Genomic DNA, 17,545 nt, shown 5'->3' on the forward strand with positions numbered 1-17,545 from the left:
TATAGTCGAGTGATTCCACTGTTTCTGGAGACGGAATTCGGAAAATGACTGAGCAAACATTCAATCATTTAAACGGATAAACACCATGTTGGTATAGGTTTAACCGCTATTTATTATGTATATTTTCATGCGCAACTTTGATTTTTTATTATAGTTTTACCACACCGTTTTGTTAGTTAACTAACTTAAAGGAACAGAGCAGCCCCTTCTTCTCTCTTTAAAAAATTCTCAATGACAAAAAAGGAGACTCCTAATGCAGTGGAATAAATCGATAATTTTGAAAAGTCAATTCTTAAATTGGTTTGATGAAATGGTAAAGTATATGCTTCGATTACTTGCTTGATAGGCTTTTCTAACCAATTCTTTGCCATAGATAGACGGTTACCAATAATGATTTGTTGGGGATTAAATGTATTGATCAGATTATTGATTCCTATTCCTAAATAACTGCCTACTTGATTGAATAATTGAATCACTTCTTTATGTGGTTTGGTTGCTAACTCTAGTAATTTTTCCAATGTAAGCTCCTCTTGTTTTAAAGGAAGGGTATGTAGTTGTTTTGCTCCTTGAAGAAGAGCTTGTTCAGAAGCATATAATTCCCAGCATCCTTTGCTTCCACAGCTACACGGCTTTCCATCTACTTGAATAATCATGTGGCCACTTTCTCCAGAGAAGCCGTTTAATCCTCTGTATAATTCTCCTTTGAGGATCAAACCTACCCCGATTCCAATCCCGGCACTTACATAGATGATGTTATCAAATTCCTGTCCAGCGCCGAGGCGTTTTTCTCCATACGCTCCTGCGTTAGCTTCGTTATCAATAATGACAGGAACATGAAAAATGTTTTCAATTTCGTTTTTAAGAGGTATGTTTTTCCATGATAAATTAGGAGCAAATAATATGTTTCCAGCTTTGTCGACAATTCCTGGTACCCCAATTCCGATGCCGATTAACCCATATCGGCTATCAGGCATTTCATTTAACAAATATTGAATGGTATCTTTTACAAGCGAAATGACAGTTTCATACGTTTTATCATTGAAAGTGATACTTTTTTCTTTGATAATGTTTCCTTGAAGATCGGTTAGTACACCTAAAATATAATGAACACCTAAGTCAATACCAATCGAATACCCAGCTTTTTCATTAAATAATAATAAAACAGGTCGTCGTCCACCACTGGATTCTCCTTGTCCTATTTCATAGACGAATTCCTCATCTATTAGCTCTTTTACTAAGGAAGAAACAGTACCTTTATTTAATCCGGAGCGTTGAGCTACATCTGCTCGGGATAAAGGCCCTTGTTTTTTTATCATGTCAAGAACAAGGGACTTATTAATTTTCTTAATTAAATGTTGATTTCCCGTTATTTTCCTCATCTACATCACCTTATTGATTATTTACCTTGTTTATAAATGTAACCTAACCGTTTAAACCGTTCAATATTTTATACGGTGATTACCATATACTCATTATACACTTTGTTTATTCACTAGACAAACAAAGTGTATAATGGTATAATTTAATCGAAAGTTCAAAAAATTTAGATTTGTTCTGGAGGGGGATTGAATTGAAAAGGGTAGTAAAAATTATTGTTTCTATGTTGTTATTGTTTGTATTGGTATTTTCGATGACTGCTTGTGGGCAGGATGTTGCGAATCAAAATGTAAACGGTAACAAAAATGGTGAAGACGAATCTGGAAAAAATAAAAAAGTTAGAATCGGATTTTCTGTATCGGATCTTACACTAGAAAGATGGCAACATGATCGCGATATTTTTGTGAAAAGAGCAGAGGAACTTGGAGCGGAGGTACTGGTTCAGTCTGCGAATGGCGATAGCGCGAAACAATTATCACAAATTCAAAATATGTTATCTCAAGGGATAGATGTACTTGTTATTATAGCGGTCAATACGGAGACGTTGTCTCCAGTCGTAGAGCAGGCGAAAAAAGAAGGGGTTAAAGTATTGGCTTATGACCGTTTAATTATGAATGCTGATGTCGATGCGTATGTTTCTTTTGATAACGTGCGCGTAGGAGAAATGCAAGCGGAGTATTTAGTGCAAAAGGTCCCGAAAGGAAACTATTTCTTATTAGGCGGTTCCCCTACAGATAATAACGCTAAAATGTTCAGAGAAGGACAAATGAATGTTTTGAAACCACTTATTGATAAAGGTGACATTAAAGTAGTCGGTGATCAATGGGCAAAAGACTGGCAAGCATCTGAAGCGTTAAAAATTATGGAGAATGCGTTAACTGCCAATAACAACAAGATTGATGCCGTTGTTGCATCAAATGATAGTACTGCTGGTGGTGCAATCCAAGCCTTGGCTGCTCAAGGTTTGGCAGGAAAGGTAGCGGTTTCTGGTCAAGATGCTGATTTAGCTGCCGTTCAACGAATTGTTGAAGGAACGCAATCGATGACCGTTTATAAACCGATTAAGCGTATTGCGACAAAATCTGCGGAAGTTGCAGTTCAGCTCGCTAAAGGAGAAAGTACTGACACCGATCAAACGGTTAACAATGGTAAAGTTGATGTACCATTTATTAAACTGGACCCGATTATGGTAGATAAAGAGAATGTTATCGACACTGTCGTTAAAGATGGATTTCACTCCTATGATGACGTGTATAAAAATGTTCCGGAAAGCCAACGCCCACCGCGCCCGTGATACATCAAGACCATACTTTATTCGAAGTTGAGCGACTTATGTTTTGGTATCCATGGCATGTAAATTAAGTTGCTTATCATGGGTATGCTCAGTAATCGATAGATCTATTTTATGTTGTCGTTCATGTATAGCTATTAGTCGGATAGGGAAAATCGAGCATTTGCTAAAAATTTTGTTAGTAGGGTGGGGATGTATGCAACCATATATTTTAGAAATGAAAGGGATTATAAAAGAGTTTCCGGGTGTTCGTGCGTTAAATAACGTTACATTTTCGGTGCGTAAAGGCGAAATTCATGCACTTTGCGGGGAAAATGGTGCAGGAAAGTCTACATTAATGAAAATTTTAAGTGGTGTATATCCGTATGGTTCGTACGAAGGGAAAATTTTGATCAATGGAGAGGAAGTACGGTTTCGAAATATAAAAGAATCACAAGATGCAGGGATCGCTATTATTTATCAAGAATTGGCGCTTGTGGAAGAAATGACGGTTGCTGAAAATATGTTTCTTGGTCATGAGTTCATGAGAGGTACATTGATTGACTGGAACCGTCTTTATGCAGAAGCTCAAAAATGGTTGAAACAAATTGGTTTAAATATTGATCCAGAAACAAAAGTCGGTGATTTAACGGTTGGAAAACAACAACTGATCGAAATTGCCAAAGCGCTTACAAAGAACACACAGATCATTATTTTAGATGAACCAACAGCAGCATTGACAGATAGTGATGTCAATATTTTGAAAGCGATTTTAAGAGATCTTCGGGCAAAAGGTGTTACGTGTATTTATATATCTCATAAGCTTAACGAGGTGATGGAGTTAGCCGATACCGTTACTGTTTTGCGGGATGGTCAAACAGTGAGTAGCGATCCTATTGAGGAACTTTCAGAAGATAAAATTATCACGAAAATGGTCGGAAGAGAGTTAAATGAACTTTTTCCGTATGAACCCCGTCCGATTGCTGAGACAGTTCTGGAAGTGAGAAATTATTCCGTGATAAATGTAGATACTGGAAAGAAAGTGATTGATGATGTTTCGTTTGTTTTGAGAAAAGGAGAAATTCTCGGTATTTCAGGGTTAATGGGAGCGGGAAGAACGGAACTTTTCACTAGCTTATTCGGCGGATATAAAGGAAAAAAACAAGGAACGGTTTTTATTGATGGGAAAGAGACGATTATTCGGAATCCGGCAGATGCCATTAAAGTTGGTATGGCCTATGTTTCAGAAGATCGTAAAAAATATGGTCTTGTGCTAGGAATGGATATTATTAAAAATTCCACACTTGTTGCATTAAGGAAACTTACCAAATTGAACATCATCGATCATGCATTAGAAATAAAAAGCGCTGAAGAAATTACAAAAAGAATGAAATTAAAGACACCGGACCTTGAAGTAAAAGTGTCTCAGCTAAGTGGGGGAAACCAGCAAAAAGTAGTTTTAAGTAAATGGTTGTTAAATAGCCCAAAAATATTAATTTTAGATGAACCAACTAGAGGGATTGATGTTGGGGCGAAATACGAAATATATAAAATTATCAATGAATTAGCGCAACAAGGGGTCGGCATTATTTTAATTTCATCCGAGCTACCAGAAGTTCTTGGAATGTCAGATCGCATTTTAGTGATGTCGGAAGGAGCGATTGTTGGAGAGTTTTCTAGGGAAGACGCAACACAGGAAAAAATAATGGCTTGTGCAACGGGAGGGAAACAAAGGTGAAAAGTACAGTCTCTACACAAACGGTTGCTCGTTCAAATGAACGAGGTGGCTTGCGCGTGAAATTTGACTTTCGTTCTTACACGCTTGTTATTGCGTTAATTTTCATCGCCCTTATTTTTGGTATGTTGACGGAAGGTGAGTTTTTATCTTCTCGGAATCTATCAAACTTATTTATGCAAATGTCGGTGATCTCAATCCTTGCTATCGGTATGACACTGGTTATTATAGCTGGACATATTGATTTATCGGTAGGATCGCTAGTCGGATTAACAGGTGGAATCGTGGCGATTCTACAAGTCTGGTATGGATGGGGAACAGTTTCGGTTATTATTGTCGCCATTGCTATCGGTGCTATTGCAGGGCTTTGGCAAGGTTGGTGGGTTTCCTATCGCGGTGTACCCGCATTTATTGTTACTTTAGGAGGAATGTTAATTTTTCGGGGGATTTTAATAGGGATAAGTAAAGGACAAACAATTGCCCCATTGGAAGAGAGTTTTGAAATAATTGGTAATAGTTATCTTCCTTACGTACCAGGATATGTACTAGCTATCATCAGTATGGTTTTGTTATATGTTTGGACGGCTTGGAATCGCAAAAAAAGGCAATCGACAGGCTTAACTGTACGTACAAAAATGAATGATTATGGGAAGGTAACCATTTACTCGTTATGTATTCTTGTTTTGGTTTACATGTTAAACCGCTATTACGGTATTCCGATTCCTATGCTCGTTGTTGTTTTGTTTGCTGCGATTTTCGTTTTTATCACCCTGAAAACTCCATTTGGCCGATATATTTATGCGATTGGTGGAAACATTGAAGCCGCGGCACTTTCAGGAATTAACATTAAGAGAGTAATTTTATCTGTGTTTGTTTTAATGGGGGCGCTTTCAGGAGTAGCTGGAATTATTTTAACGAGCCGACTTAACGCGGCGGCTGTAAGTAGCGGAGAAATGTATGAGTTGGATGCGATTGCCGCTTGTGTTATTGGTGGCACGAGCCTAATGGGCGGGAAAGGAAATATTGTGGGTGCGATTGTTGGTGCCCTTATTATGGCGAGTATTGATAATGGAATGAGTATGATGAATATTGAAACATTTTGGCAGTTTATTGTAAAAGGGTTGATTCTCATTATTGCTGTTTGGATTGACATATCAAGCAAAAGTCAACAAGCGTAATTACCTTTCATTCAAAAGGAGGGGGATGGAGTTTCAAGAAAATACTGTGAAAAGGAATTCAAGATATCGGGGTGGATTTGCAGCGGAGAAGAGGTTTTTGGCAACAAATAAGTATGATGCCTTGTTGTTTGAGCGACAGGATAATTTTGGTTGGCTCACGAGCGGTGGTCATAATGGTATCTTTTATAACAGTGAATTGGGCGAATGTGCTTTGTTGGTGACGGATGAGGATATCAAAATCGCGATGATTAATTACACCTATCAATCGTTATATAGTCGAACATGATCGACCGTTTGCCTGGAATCCATTAATCGGGGGACGAAATCAGAGGATGCGATTCTAGTTGGCTACTCTTTTGCCGAAGTCGTTTCAAAAAGTAGTTGGCCACAAATCGATGCTCTAAAAAGGACAGCTATTTTAGAAATATAAAATGTAGGAGGAATGAAGCATGTCGTATTTTAAAAACATCAATGTGATTCAATATGAAGGTCCCAAATCAAAAAATCCGTTCTCTTTTAAATACTATAACTCTGAGGAAAAAGTCGGCGATAAAACAATGGAGGAGCATTTGCGTTTTTCGGTTGCGTATTGGCATACGTTTACGGGAGATGGATCGGATCCGTTTGGTGCAGGCAATATGATCCGTTCATGGAACAAATACAGCGGAATGGACTTAGCCAAAGCGCGTGTAGAGGCTGCTTTTGAGTTTTTTGAAAAATTAAATGTCCCATTCTTCTGTTTCCATGATGTGGATATCGCACCAGAAGGAGAAACATTAAAAGAAACATACAAAAATTTAGATATTATCGTAGACATGATTGAAGAATATATGAAAACAAGCAAAACGAGACTGCTTTGGAATACGGCGAATTTATTTACCCATCCTCGCTTTGTCCATGGTGCCGCCACTTCTTGCAACGCTGATGTATTTGCCTATGCAGCGGCTAAAGTAAAAAAAGGATTGGAAATTGCGAAACGATTAGGAGCGGAAAACTACGTATTTTGGGGCGGACGGGAAGGATACGAAACGCTTTTAAACACAGACATGAAACTGGAACTTGATAATTTAGCGCGCTTTTTACATATGGCGGTTGACTACGCAAAAGAGATCGGATTTGACGGCCAATTTCTAATTGAACCAAAACCGAAAGAACCGACGAAACATCAATACGATTTTGATGTGGCAACGGGTTTAGCGTTTCTGCAAAAATACGGGCTACAAGATTATTTTAAGTTCAATATCGAGGCGAACCATGCAACGCTTGCTGGGCATACATTTGAGCATGAACTCAGATTGGCGCGAATTAACGGAATGTTAGGATCTGTGGATGCGAATCAGGGAGATACATTATTAGGATGGGATACGGACGAATTCCCGACAGACTTATATTCTACGACTCTAGCAATGTATGAAATTTTGAAAAACAGCGGCCTTGGCCGTGGCGGCTTGAATTTTGATGCTAAAGTAAGAAGAGGATCGTTCGAACCAGAAGATTTGTTTTACGCTCATATCGCTGGAATGGATAGTTTTGCCGTTGGATTAAAAGTCGCTCATCGATTGATGGAAGACCGTGTTTTTGATGAGTTTATTGAAGAACGGTACAAAAGTTATACAGAAGGAATTGGACGTGAAATTGTGGAAGGAACGGCGGATTTTCGTAAATTGGAAGAATATGCTTTACAGCTAGAGGAAATCCAAAATCAATCGGGTAGACAAGAACGATTGAAAACGTTGTTGAATCAATACTTGCTTGAAGTTTGTGCAATCCGTTGATGAAAAGAGGGAATAGTCTTGGATCATGTCATTGGTGTGGATTTAGGGACAAGTGCAGTAAAGGCGCTGCTTGTGGATCGGAATGGAAATGTAAAGGGAGAGTGGACAGAAACTTATCCCTTATATCAGCCCCAGTCCGGATATAGTGAACAAAATCCTGAGGATTGGGTAGAAAAAACGATTGTTGCTTTAAGAAAGTTATTAGAAGTTTCCCATGTTTCTCCTGACTCTGTTGGTGGATTGAGTTTTTCCGGCCAAATGCACGGACTTGTGCTTTTAGATAAGGAACGGAACGTACTGCGAAATGCGATTCTGTGGAACGATACGAGGACAACGGAAGAATGCCGGGAAATTGAGGAGAAAGTGGAGAAAGAAGCGTTATTATCGATTACGAAAAACCGTGCGTTAGAAGGATTTACGCTGCCGAAGCTGTTGTGGGTGAAAAAGCATGAACCGCATCTTTATGAGCGTGCGTATACGTTTTTGCTGCCAAAGGATTACGTCCGTTTCCGTCTTACGGGACACATTGCGATGGAATATTCCGATGCGGCGGGGACGTTGTTGTTAGATGTTAAAAATAAGACATGGAGCCAGCCTATTTGCGACGTCCTTGGCATTGATGTTCAGCTGTGCCCTCCTTTAGTCGAATCAACGGCATATGTCGGAACGTTGCTTCCAGAAATCGCGGAAGAAACTGGACTATCTACGAATGTAAAAGTTTTTGCCGGCGGTGCCGATAATGCTTGCGGTGCAGTTGGCGCTGGAATTTTATCGGAAGGGCGTATGATGTGCAGCATCGGTACATCCGGTGTCGTTTTGGCGTACGAGCAAACAGGAGAAAAAGACTTTGCTGGAAAAGTTCATTATTTTAATCATGCCAAGCCGAATGCCTACTATATTATGGGGGTGACATTGGCCGCCGGGTATAGTTTTGACTGGTGGAAGCGCATGTTTATGGAAAATGTCCCGTTTGCCGATATTGTCAAACGGGCCTATGAATCACCGATTGGTGCCAATGGCTTGTTGTTTACCCCATATTTGGTCGGGGAGAGAACTCCTTATGCCGATGCCGATATCCGCGCCTCCTTTATCGGGATCGACTCTTCGCAAACGAAGTGGGATTTTGCGCGCGCAGTAATGGAGGGAATCACCTTTTCGCTAAATGAATCGGTAGAGATAATGAAGGCAAGCGGAAAAACGGTTGAGTCAGTCGTTTCCATCGGCGGGGGAGCGAAAAGCAGGGAATGGCTGCAATTGCAGGCAGACATATTTGTGATTCCAGTGGAAAAATTAAAAAATGAGCAAGGTCCAGGATTAGGAGCGGCCATGATTGCTGCGTATGGCTGCGGCTGGTTTGATTCGCTCGAGCAATGTTCGGATGTGTTTAAGCAGGTAGAGCTTGTTGTTGAGCCGCAAAAAGAAGCGGTAGCACGTTACCAGGAGTTATTTGCTATTTACCGCGAGATTTATCCACAAACAAAAGAGATGACAAAAAAGTTAAAAGCATTTCGGAACTAATTTTTCTATGCGCGCCGGTGCATTTCGTGCCGGCGCATTGTTATGTCAGTGATGGACTCCTCTTTAAGTTAGGGCATTATGAAAACGATCATTTTCGAGCAAACAATTTATATGAACAGGCGGGTGCATCGCTCATAGGTCATCTTGAAAGCAAATTGGCTCCTTGTTCTTGCACTGATGCAGAAAAAACTGCAAATCAGTGAATTCGTCCGCTTGCTTTCTTCCTCTCGTGTATCGATAATAATAAAGAGGCTTGTTTAAATTCGATATAGCAGAAATTTTTATTAAATTTTTTGTGAGTGTACGGTAAAATCAATAGTGGTAAAAACTCTATTTAGTAATGAGGAGATGGATGAGTGGGATCAGAAATCATGCAATTTTTCAAGAGATCGACGTGGAAGAGAATTGTTATTTTTTCTATTTTAATTTTTATTCTCTATTTAGTTCGAAGTATTTTAAATATTATTTTGCTTACCTTTATTTTTTCTTTTTTAATGAATGGTCTTGTTGACTTTATTTCTAAAAGGATTCGCATCAATCGGAAAATTATTGTGCTGCTACTGTATGCCGCGGTCATTTCTATCCTTGTCTACGGCGTCGTCAAATATTTGCCGGTCGTTATTAACGAGATTTCGCAGCTGATCAAACAGCTTACAGAATTTTATTCGAAGCCCAAAGATAATATTGTGTTTAATTACATTATCGAGCAACTGAAGCAATATGAAATTACTACTTATCTGAATTTTGGAATGACGTATTTAATCAAATATTTCAGCGATATTAGCAGCGTCGGTCTGCAAATTTTGCTTGCGTTAATTTTAAGTTTATTTTTCCTTCTGGAAAAAGAGCGGATTATTTCGTTCACGAATCGTTTTAAATATAGCAAAATCAGCCCTTTTTATGATGAGTTGGAATATTTCGGGAAAAAATTTGCCCGTACGTTTGGAAAAGTCATTGAGGCTCAATTCATCATCGCAACAATTAATATGGCGATTACGGTAGCGTGCTTGTGGATGATGGAATTCCCACAATTATTCGGGCTGGGGATACTAATCTTTTTTCTCGGTTTGATTCCTGTTGCGGGCGTAATCATTTCGTTGTTTCCGCTATGCTTTATTGCTTATAGTATAGGCGGAGTAATGAAAGTCGTTTACATTCTCATTATGATCGCCGTTGTTCACGCGCTGGAAGCGTATGTTTTAAATCCGAAATTGATGTCCTCGAAGACAAATTTGCCCGTTTTTTATACGTTTATCGTTTTGATTTTTTCAGAGCACTTTTTTGGTGTATGGGGGTTGATTTTAGGGATTCCTGTATTTGTATTTATTCTTGATGTATTGGGAGTAAAGACAGTGCAGGGAAAACGGGATGACGATGATGAATAAGTGTGAATATGGATTTAAGCCGTTCAAGAAGGTTTAGAACGATAAGCGAAAGAACGCAACGCGCTGGTACATTAGTGCCGGCGCGGCGTTTTTTCAGCTTTCTTCCACTTTTTTAGTTTTTTCACGAGCGTGGAATGATCGATCCCTAGCTGCTGTGCTGCTTTTCGCAGCGATGTATGTTTTTCGATTGCTTCATAGATGAGGCGTCTTTCAAACTGTTCGACCCGTTCTTTGAGCGTGAGCGGAAATGTGGAGGTCGTTTGGTCATAAATATGTAAAGGAAGATCGTGCGGTTCGATCAGTTGGGATGGGACGGAAACGACCATATTTTCCATCAGGTTTTTCAGCTCCCTTACATTTCCCGGCCAGTGGTAATGCTGCAAAATTTCCTTTGTTTTTGGAGATAAATGTTTATCGATGCGGTAGAGCTTGCAATAAAAGGAAAAGTAATGGTCAAGCAGCGGTTCGATATCTTCAGGGCGTTCAGCTAATGGAGGAATATACATTTCAATGACTTGCAGCCGATAATATAAATCTTCGCGAAATTTTCCTTGGGAAATCAGCTCTTTTAAATTTCGGTTCGTTGCCGCGATGATGCGCACGTCCAGCTTTTTCGTTTTGTGGCTTCCGATTCGTTGCACTTGTTTTTCCTGCAGCACCCGCAATAACTTTACTTGCAGCGATAATGGCATTTCCCCGATTTCGTCGAGCATGATTGTCCCTTTGTCTGCTAATTCTAATAGGCCGATTTTTCCGTCTTGCCGCGCTCCTGTAAATGCCCCTTTTTCATAACCGAATAGTTCGGATTCGAGCAATGCTTCTGGTATAGCCCCGCAGTTTACTTTAATAAACGGCTTGTCCTTTCGCGGACCTAGATTATGAATAAGGTTAGCGATGACTTCTTTTCCTACACCAGATGGACCGGTTAATAAAACAGTAGTAGGGTAAGGAGCAATTTGTTGAACTTTGTCAAAAAGTTGTTTCATAGAGGGGCTGTGAAAAACGATTTGCTCATCTGAGCCGTCAACGGAGAACGTATAGCGGTGGTGGCTCATTTTCGAGAAACTTTTTGCCTTTTCTAGTTCTGTTTTCATTTGAATGAGATGAGAGATGTCCCGAACGCTTGTTACGACCATTTCAATATCACCTTGCTCATTGAAAACAGGGTTTCCAGTGACAATGAAATCCTTTTTTCGGCCGATTTTTTGCAAGATGGAAATTCGCTTTTTTTGTTGTAAAACGAGAAGAGAAACGGATTGATCAAAATATCCCTTTTTCACCAAATCATACATATGCTTTCCGACAAGTTCTTCTCGTCGGAACCCTGTAATGGCTTCGTAAGCGGAGTTTACCATGATCGTAATACCGTTTTGGTCGACGACATAAATGCCATCTGTCGAAAATTCGATAATCGTTTCCATTTGCTTAAACAGAGAATGGTAGTGTTCCATTTGCGATATATCTTGGAGGACACCGATCGCTCCGATTAATTCGATGTTTCGGTACAATGGAGTTCGATTGACGAGACATTGGCGTCCCGCGATGTTCATTTTTACCCCGATCGAACTTGTCCCACTCTCTAACACATGAGGAAGCTGGGTGCTTGGAATCAGATCACGTATATCTTTTCCTTCCCAATTTTCGTTTTCTATCTGGAGAAGTTTTTTGGCAGAGGAATTGATTAATAAGATTTTCCTGTTTCGATCTACAACAATGACCGCGTTATGGATAGAGGAAAAAATGCTTTCCCATATATGAGGATCTATGATTATTTGCTTCATATAGAGGCCCTCCTTATTTTTGTTGGTGGTGAAAAAATTCAACATGTGGTGAAAAAAATCACTACTAAGCCTATTCGGTGTTCTTTTAGGATTCTCCTTTTTATGGTGATTTTTTTCACCATATTTATTATATATATTTCTAAAATTTCATATTTTAAGAATATTATTGGTGTTGGCACGGTATTTGCATTATTATTGGATGAATAAAAAAGAAAGGGGCGAGAGTGAATACCCAAAGAAACGGTTCGATTTATTCTCCAACGATTTGCTTGATGTAAAGAAGGATACGGCGGTTTCGTGCTAGGAAGTTTTTGCACCGGTTGTTTCGTCGTTCCGTATTGAGAATTACAAGAGGCTATCGAAATGCTCAATGCTTCTGCACATGGTTTATACAGCCAATATTTTATATGCAGCGCGGCGGATTGAATCTGGCACTGTGATTGTCAATGACATCCCTACGTTTCGCGTCGACTATATGCCTTATGGGGGAGTAAAAGAAAGCGGTTACGGGTATGAGAGGGAATATGCTGTACAAGAAATGACAGAATTAAAGTTTATTTCAAAAATCGATTAGGGGAGGAGTTTTTAATGTCAAATATTATAAAACCGCGTCCAAGGCTTTATGTCATGGATAATGGACGGATGAGAATGGATAAAAACTGGATGATTGCAATGCATAATCCAGCGACAATTCACAATCCGAATGCGCAAACCGAATTCGTAGAATTTCCGATTTATACGGTTTTGATCGATCATCCGGAAGGAAAAATTCTTTTTGATACTGCTTGTAATCCGAATTCGATGGGACCACAAGGCCGGTGGGCAGAATCTACACAGCAAATGTTTCCGTGGACGGCAAATGAAGAGTGCTATCTTCACAATCGGCTAGAGGAGTTAAAAGTAAGACCGGAAGATATTAAATATGTCGTTGCTTCCCATCTTCACCTAGATCATGCGGGATGTTTAGAAATGTTTACAAATGCAACGATTATTGTACATGAAGATGAGCTTAACGGTACACTTCAATGTTACGCTCGCAATCAAAAGGAAGGCGCATATATTTGGGCAGACATTGATGCGTGGATTAAAAATAATCTTCAATGGCGTACAGTGAAGCGGCATGAGGACAATATTATTCTTGCAGAGGGAATTAAGGTTCTGAATTTTGGAAGCGGGCATGCATGGGGAATGATTGGACTGCATGTGGAATTGCCTGAAACAGGTGGGATTATTCTTGCATCTGATGCGATTTATACAGCGGAAAGTTATGGGCCACCGATTAAGCCGCCGGGCATTATTTATGACTCTCTCGGCTATATGAATACAGTGGAAAGAATACGTCAAATCGCTAAAGAAACGAATTCGCAAGTTTGGTTTGGTCATGATTCTGAACAATTTAAGAAGTTCCGTAAATCTACGGAAGGATACTACGAGTAAGAAAGGAGAGGGAGCGAATTGAGTGTTTCACGAATTGTATTTACACCGCTGAACTATGTAGGATGGGGATCATTGGAGCAATTGATTCCTGAAGTCGAACAATTTTCCCCGAAGAAAATATTAGTGGTAACAGATCCGGTACTTGAGAAAATCGGTCTCGTTCAACGGGTTATCCGTCCTCTTACAGAACAAGGATATGATGTCTATGTTTATTCGGATGTCGTTCCAGAACCACCATTAGAAATTGGAGAGAAATTAGTTTCATTTACCCGCCAAGGACGTTTTGATATGGTTATTGGCGTCGGTGGGGGAAGTGCCATGGATTTGGCGAAATTAGCGGCGGTTTTAGCGGTACATGAGGGACCGGCTGCTGATTACCTGAATTTGACCGGAACGAAAAAAGTGCATAAAAAAGGATTGCCGAAAATATTGATTCCAACTACCTCAGGAACGGGTTCTGAGGTGACGAACATTTCCGTTCTTTCTTTAGATACAACGAAAGATGTTGTAACACATGATTATCTTTTAGCCGATGTGGCGATTGTTGATCCGGAGTTGACCGTTTCTGTTCCGCCTCGCGTGACCGCGGCAACGGGAATTGACGCATTGACTCATGCGGTGGAAGCATATGTCTCCGTCAATGCAAGTCCGACGACGGATGGCCTAGCGCTTCAAGCCATTCGCCTTATTGCGCGCTCCTTACGAAAGGCTGTCGAAAATGGGAATGACAAACAAGCAAGAATCGACATGAGCAACGGCAGCTATCTAGCGGGCTTGTCGTTTTTCAATGCCGGTGTCGCCGGTGTTCATGCTCTTGCGTATCCGTTAGGCGGGCAATTTCATATTCCGCACGGTGAATCGAATGCGGTATTGCTTCCATATGTAATGGGATATATTCGAAAGAGTTGTGCGAAGCGGATGGCTGATATTTTGAATGCTTTAGGTGGAAATTCTAGTTATCTTTCTGAGGAGGAAGCTTCTTATCGATGTGTTGAGGAACTTGAAAGAATTGTGCGTGATGTAGGGATTCCGAGAACGCTTGGCGGTTTTCATATACCGGAAACAGCTTTAGAGCGTTTAACACAAGATGCGGTGAAGCAAAAACGGCTGTTAGCGCGCAGTCCTTTGCCATTGTTAGAAGACGATATAAGAGCGATTTATCGAGCCGCTTTTGATGGTGTTGTAGCGGAACCAAGATAAAAGGACATTTTAAATAAATAATAATTAAGAAGGTCTGCTCCTTTACGGTGAAATGACAAGGGGAACAGACCTTTATTGTTGGAAACATTTGAAGGAGCTACATTTCGTTTTTAATGATTCCTTTACTTGTTCCAACTAGCACTTCTTTTCCGTCTTGGTTTCGATATACCGATTTTACAGCGACTTGTTTGTATCTTTCTTTCTCTTCGACTTCGGTAATTGTTAATTCGCATGTAATGGTGTCCCCCGTAAATACAGGTCGAAGAAATTGGAAGTTCATTTCTTTTGCAATGTAGTTCAAATCCCCACCGATTTTTGTGCCGATGCTGGCGGTAAACAATCCGTGAACCATAAGCCGCCCTTTTTCATCACGTTCTATATGATGTCTTCCCATGTCACCTGAGAGTCCGGCGAATTGCAACGTTTCTTTATCGATAAATGTTCGTTTCCATGTAAAGACATCGCCCACTTTGAGATCCATAATGTTTTCCCTCCTAACCAAAAATATTTGAATATTCAATATATTTATACAATCCTATTTTACAACAAAAACTGTAACCATTAGAATCTTGGATTGTTCGACAACGTCCTCTCATAAAAATAAGAGCTGTTATATAAATAGAAAGGGGTGTAGGGGGGACTACGAGCGAACCTATTTGGGCCCAAAGTGAAAAAAGCACTTGTTCGGAAAATGACAGTTCCTTCGTTTAAAACGTGGATCAAAGAACACGACAGCCATACGATGGTGTTGTGATTGAATGTGAAAATTTGTTTCAATGGGACTGGATCCCAGTCAGATCCGGTGAGTTAACTGTGGAAATGATTCAGCGTGTGCTTTTGGTCAGGTGGGGAACTGCAACAAATCGAACGCAAACATAAAAAGAGTACACGAGACTATCGATTATATTAGCGCTGGAAGAGCGAATCGAATGTTGTAAGCAGATCATCAAAAATGATCAAATGCAGTCGGTAAAGGGAACTTAGCGATTTTTGTCATCCGGCGGCTTTATTGTCCTGTTAAGATATTGTGTAATTATGTTTTATTGAGTAGAAGAGCTTGTTTTTTATGGATAAAAATGGAACAATTCTTATAATCAGCTTTTGTGTCGATCTTACGTCGACAAGAGCTTAATTCCCTGAGAGAATACAGGAAAGTGAGAGCACAAAAGAGGACAGCGTAAAACTGCCCTTTCACACTATACATGATTTTGTATCGTTCTCAATACTTCATAAGCACGGTCGCCGATTAAACAAATCAGTTGCTCAAAAACAGCATCGCGCTGTAAGTCGAGTTCAACAATTCGCTTTGCCAGTTCAAGAGCTTTTGGATCCATCAATTATTCCCCCGTTTCTTTTTTTGTTGTAATCCATATCGCTCATATTCGCGGCGCAATTCGCTAACCGTCCACTGTCGAAGTGCATTGGCATCTGGAAACAGGCCTGTTTTCAGGAGCTTATAAATATAAAATTGTTTCTGTTTGATAATCGCGGTTCGAATGAGTTTCCCCATTTTTTCACTCCTTTTTATTTTTAAGTATACGATGCTTTGTTTGGTATGGCATCTGTTTTGTTATATCTTCTTACACAAAAATATAAAACTTGTTAATTTTTTTGACAAAACGGTAACGGAATTTTAAAAAATTCCGTATAATTATGTTAGAAAAAATAACAAAGAGGTGAAGCATATGGCTTATGATGATTCATACAAATTTAAGAAAGTCATTTCCATTGGCATTGTGAGTGAATTAACGGGGCTATCACAACGGCAAATCCGATATTATGAGGAACGGAAACTAATTTTTCCTGATCGTTCAAAAGGGATTCGCAAATACTCGTTTGCGGATGTCGAGCAGTTAATGGATATTGCGAATAAGCGAGAAGAAGGAGTAACAACGCGAGAGATTCGCAACGAAATGACAAAGGAAATTCGCCAAAAGATGTTACAAGGGCAGATGAATGCCCATTTTCGGTTTCGGGCATAGGTGCTCCCCATCCCTTATATTAGGTGGGGATTTTTTATTTTATGAATGATGGGATGTGCGCTTTGATAATGCCTAGGATTTTCAATCAGTAATTATCGAGGAGACATGTAAAGATATGTTTGTAAAAATATAGATAAATAGAATGAAAAATTAGATATTTTTACATAAATGACTAGACATTTTTTAAAATATGTATAATAATTTATTTTGTAAGCGGTATCATAAAATGCATGTTAAAGGGGTTGAATGAAGATGAAACGAATTCTTCTTGCTTGCAGTTCAGGAATGTCTACTAGTTTACTAGTTACCAAAATGCAGGAGTATGCAAAATCAATCGGGGATGAAGTGGAAATTTGGGCGGTAGGACAAGATCAGGCGAAAAAGGAAATGGAAAGAGCGGATGTGGTATTAATTGGCCCGCAGATGAGCTTTTTGAAAGGTGAGCTCCAAAAAGAAGCAGAAAAATATGGGATTCCTGTTGATGTGATTGATATGATGGCATATGGCATGGCAGATGGAAAAAAAGCGTATGAACAAGCGTTAACATTAATGGGGGAAGAATAGATGGAAAAGTTACAGCTAGAAAATTTAACAAATGAACAAATTGCGTTTCAATTGATTCTTCATAGTGGAAATGCCCGTAGCAAAGTAATTCAATCGCTTCGTGAATACCGCGGTGGAAAAAGAGAAGAAGCAGAGCAACTATTGAAAGAAGCGGAAGCGGATTTGAGTGTCGCCCATCATATTCATTTTCAATTGGTTCAAAAAGAAGCGAACAGGGAAAAGACGGAATTTTCGTTATTATTAATGCATGCCGAGGACCACTTAATGTCGACGTTATCAATGAAAGAATTAGTGAAAGAGCTGATTGAGTTATTGAAAGAAAGAAACCTTTAAAAAGGGGCGG

Annotated in this window: 18 protein-coding genes; 13 read left to right on the forward strand and 5 right to left on the reverse strand. The window is 39.6% G+C overall.

Annotated elements, in window-relative coordinates; all coding sequences use genetic code 11:
• Positions 1-185: 185 nt before the first annotated feature.
• On the reverse strand, positions 186-1,379 hold the full coding sequence (locus tag ISX45_RS05280; protein ID WP_181556736.1) for an ROK family transcriptional regulator: 1,194 nt from the start codon (positions 1,377-1,379) through the stop codon (positions 186-188).
• 221 nt (positions 1,380-1,600) lie between these two features.
• Here ISX45_RS05280 and xylF point away from each other — a divergent pair, with 221 nt between their 5' ends.
• From xylF to ISX45_RS05315, 7 genes are all read left to right on the forward strand, one after another.
• Positions 1,601-2,671, forward strand: coding sequence for a D-xylose ABC transporter substrate-binding protein (xylF, locus tag ISX45_RS05285; protein WP_194520618.1), 1,071 nt, complete (start codon positions 1,601-1,603; stop codon positions 2,669-2,671).
• A gap of 193 nt (positions 2,672-2,864) precedes the next feature.
• On the forward strand, positions 2,865-4,385 hold the full coding sequence (locus ISX45_RS05290) for a xylose ABC transporter ATP-binding protein (protein WP_194520163.1): 1,521 nt from the start codon (positions 2,865-2,867) through the stop codon (positions 4,383-4,385).
• The gene (locus ISX45_RS05295) at positions 4,382-5,560 is read left to right on the forward strand and encodes a sugar ABC transporter permease (protein WP_407649708.1); all 1,179 of its coding nucleotides are present in this window, start codon (positions 4,382-4,384) and stop codon (positions 5,558-5,560) included. Before ISX45_RS05290 ends, ISX45_RS05295 begins: the two co-directional genes overlap by 4 nt.
• A gap of 25 nt (positions 5,561-5,585) precedes the next feature.
• Positions 5,586-5,846 (forward strand): hypothetical protein, encoded by a 261-nt coding sequence (locus ISX45_RS05300; protein WP_194520165.1) that lies wholly within the window; start codon positions 5,586-5,588, stop codon positions 5,844-5,846.
• Between the two features lie 163 nt (positions 5,847-6,009).
• Positions 6,010-7,335, forward strand: a complete 1,326-nt coding sequence (gene xylA, locus ISX45_RS05305) for a xylose isomerase (protein WP_194520166.1) — start codon at positions 6,010-6,012, stop codon at positions 7,333-7,335.
• Positions 7,336-7,353: 18 nt separating this feature from the next.
• Positions 7,354-8,853, forward strand: a complete 1,500-nt coding sequence (gene xylB / locus ISX45_RS05310) for a xylulokinase (protein ID WP_194520167.1) — start codon at positions 7,354-7,356, stop codon at positions 8,851-8,853.
• A 356-nt stretch (positions 8,854-9,209) separates the two neighbouring features.
• Complete coding sequence (locus ISX45_RS05315; RefSeq protein WP_194520168.1) at positions 9,210-10,238, forward strand: AI-2E family transporter; 1,029 nt, start codon at positions 9,210-9,212, stop codon at positions 10,236-10,238.
• 71 nt (positions 10,239-10,309) lie between these two features.
• Here the strand turns inward: ISX45_RS05315 and ISX45_RS05320 are convergent, their stop codons facing one another.
• A complete protein-coding gene (locus tag ISX45_RS05320; RefSeq protein WP_194520169.1) occupies positions 10,310-12,019 on the reverse strand; it encodes a sigma-54 interaction domain-containing protein in 1,710 nt (569 codons plus the stop codon).
• A gap of 337 nt (positions 12,020-12,356) precedes the next feature.
• Between ISX45_RS05320 and ISX45_RS19450 the strand changes: the two genes are divergently transcribed.
• Genes ISX45_RS19450 through ISX45_RS05335 form a run of 3 tightly spaced genes read left to right on the forward strand, consistent with a single transcriptional unit; the run spans position 12,357 to position 14,656 of the window.
• Positions 12,357-12,593 (forward strand): aldehyde dehydrogenase family protein, encoded by a 237-nt coding sequence (locus tag ISX45_RS19450; RefSeq protein ID WP_323744669.1) that lies wholly within the window; start codon positions 12,357-12,359, stop codon positions 12,591-12,593.
• A gap of 14 nt (positions 12,594-12,607) precedes the next feature.
• Positions 12,608-13,456 carry an AhlS family quorum-quenching N-acyl homoserine lactonase gene (ahlS, locus tag ISX45_RS05330; protein ID WP_194520170.1) on the forward strand — a complete coding sequence of 283 codons (849 nt, stop codon included), beginning with the start codon at positions 12,608-12,610 and terminating at the stop codon, positions 13,454-13,456.
• A gap of 18 nt (positions 13,457-13,474) precedes the next feature.
• A complete protein-coding gene (locus ISX45_RS05335) occupies positions 13,475-14,656 on the forward strand; it encodes an iron-containing alcohol dehydrogenase (protein ID WP_194520171.1) in 1,182 nt (393 codons plus the stop codon).
• Between the two features lie 97 nt (positions 14,657-14,753).
• Here ISX45_RS05335 and ISX45_RS05340 read toward each other — a convergent pair whose 3' ends face one another.
• The 3 genes from ISX45_RS05340 to ISX45_RS05350 form a co-directional block, all read right to left on the reverse strand.
• Complete coding sequence (locus tag ISX45_RS05340; RefSeq protein ID WP_181556726.1) at positions 14,754-15,137, reverse strand: FAS1-like dehydratase domain-containing protein; 384 nt, start codon at positions 15,135-15,137, stop codon at positions 14,754-14,756.
• 715 nt (positions 15,138-15,852) lie between these two features.
• Complete coding sequence (locus tag ISX45_RS05345) at positions 15,853-15,990, reverse strand: hypothetical protein (protein ID WP_181556725.1); 138 nt, start codon at positions 15,988-15,990, stop codon at positions 15,853-15,855.
• Complete coding sequence (locus tag ISX45_RS05350; protein WP_181556724.1) at positions 15,990-16,166, reverse strand: Fur-regulated basic protein FbpA; 177 nt, start codon at positions 16,164-16,166, stop codon at positions 15,990-15,992. The genes ISX45_RS05345 and ISX45_RS05350 overlap by 1 nt, the downstream gene beginning before the upstream one ends.
• A gap of 175 nt (positions 16,167-16,341) precedes the next feature.
• Here ISX45_RS05350 and ISX45_RS05355 point away from each other — a divergent pair, with 175 nt between their 5' ends.
• The 3 genes from ISX45_RS05355 to ISX45_RS05365 all read left to right on the forward strand — a co-directional run bounded on the left by ISX45_RS05355 (position 16,342) and on the right by ISX45_RS05365 (position 17,535).
• On the forward strand, positions 16,342-16,638 hold the full coding sequence (locus ISX45_RS05355) for a MerR family transcriptional regulator (protein ID WP_181556723.1): 297 nt from the start codon (positions 16,342-16,344) through the stop codon (positions 16,636-16,638).
• 252 nt (positions 16,639-16,890) lie between these two features.
• Positions 16,891-17,202 (forward strand): PTS sugar transporter subunit IIB, encoded by a 312-nt coding sequence (locus tag ISX45_RS05360; RefSeq protein ID WP_194520172.1) that lies wholly within the window; start codon positions 16,891-16,893, stop codon positions 17,200-17,202.
• Positions 17,203-17,535, forward strand: coding sequence for a PTS sugar transporter subunit IIA (locus ISX45_RS05365; RefSeq protein ID WP_181556721.1), 333 nt, complete (start codon positions 17,203-17,205; stop codon positions 17,533-17,535). It begins immediately after the preceding gene.
• Positions 17,536-17,545 lie beyond the last annotated feature (10 nt).

This window comes from Thermaerobacillus caldiproteolyticus (assembly GCF_015326725.1).
Lineage (GTDB): Bacteria > Bacillota > Bacilli > Bacillales > Anoxybacillaceae > Thermaerobacillus > Thermaerobacillus caldiproteolyticus.

Excerpts from the sequence above, each read along its gene's own strand:
- ISX45_RS05280 (WP_181556736.1), bottom strand. The coding sequence starts at position 1,379 with ATGAGGAAAATAACGGGAAATCAACATTTAATTAAGAAAATTAATAAG.
- xylF (WP_194520618.1), top strand. The coding sequence starts at position 1,601 with ATGTTGTTATTGTTTGTATTGGTATTTTCGATGACTGCTTGTGGGCAG.
- ISX45_RS05290 (WP_194520163.1), top strand. The coding sequence starts at position 2,865 with ATGCAACCATATATTTTAGAAATGAAAGGGATTATAAAAGAGTTTCCG.
- ISX45_RS05300 (WP_194520165.1), top strand. The coding sequence starts at position 5,586 with ATGGAGTTTCAAGAAAATACTGTGAAAAGGAATTCAAGATATCGGGGT.
- xylA (WP_194520166.1), top strand. The coding sequence starts at position 6,010 with ATGTCGTATTTTAAAAACATCAATGTGATTCAATATGAAGGTCCCAAA.
- ISX45_RS05320 (WP_194520169.1), bottom strand. The coding sequence starts at position 12,019 with ATGAAGCAAATAATCATAGATCCTCATATATGGGAAAGCATTTTTTCC.
- ahlS (WP_194520170.1), top strand. The coding sequence starts at position 12,608 with ATGTCAAATATTATAAAACCGCGTCCAAGGCTTTATGTCATGGATAAT.
- ISX45_RS05340 (WP_181556726.1), bottom strand. The coding sequence starts at position 15,137 with ATGGATCTCAAAGTGGGCGATGTCTTTACATGGAAACGAACATTTATC.
- ISX45_RS05345 (WP_181556725.1), bottom strand. The coding sequence starts at position 15,990 with ATGGATCCAAAAGCTCTTGAACTGGCAAAGCGAATTGTTGAACTCGAC.
- ISX45_RS05350 (WP_181556724.1), bottom strand. The coding sequence starts at position 16,166 with ATGGGGAAACTCATTCGAACCGCGATTATCAAACAGAAACAATTTTAT.
- ISX45_RS05355 (WP_181556723.1), top strand. The coding sequence starts at position 16,342 with ATGGCTTATGATGATTCATACAAATTTAAGAAAGTCATTTCCATTGGC.
- ISX45_RS05360 (WP_194520172.1), top strand. The coding sequence starts at position 16,891 with ATGAAACGAATTCTTCTTGCTTGCAGTTCAGGAATGTCTACTAGTTTA.
- ISX45_RS05365 (WP_181556721.1), top strand. The coding sequence starts at position 17,203 with ATGGAAAAGTTACAGCTAGAAAATTTAACAAATGAACAAATTGCGTTT.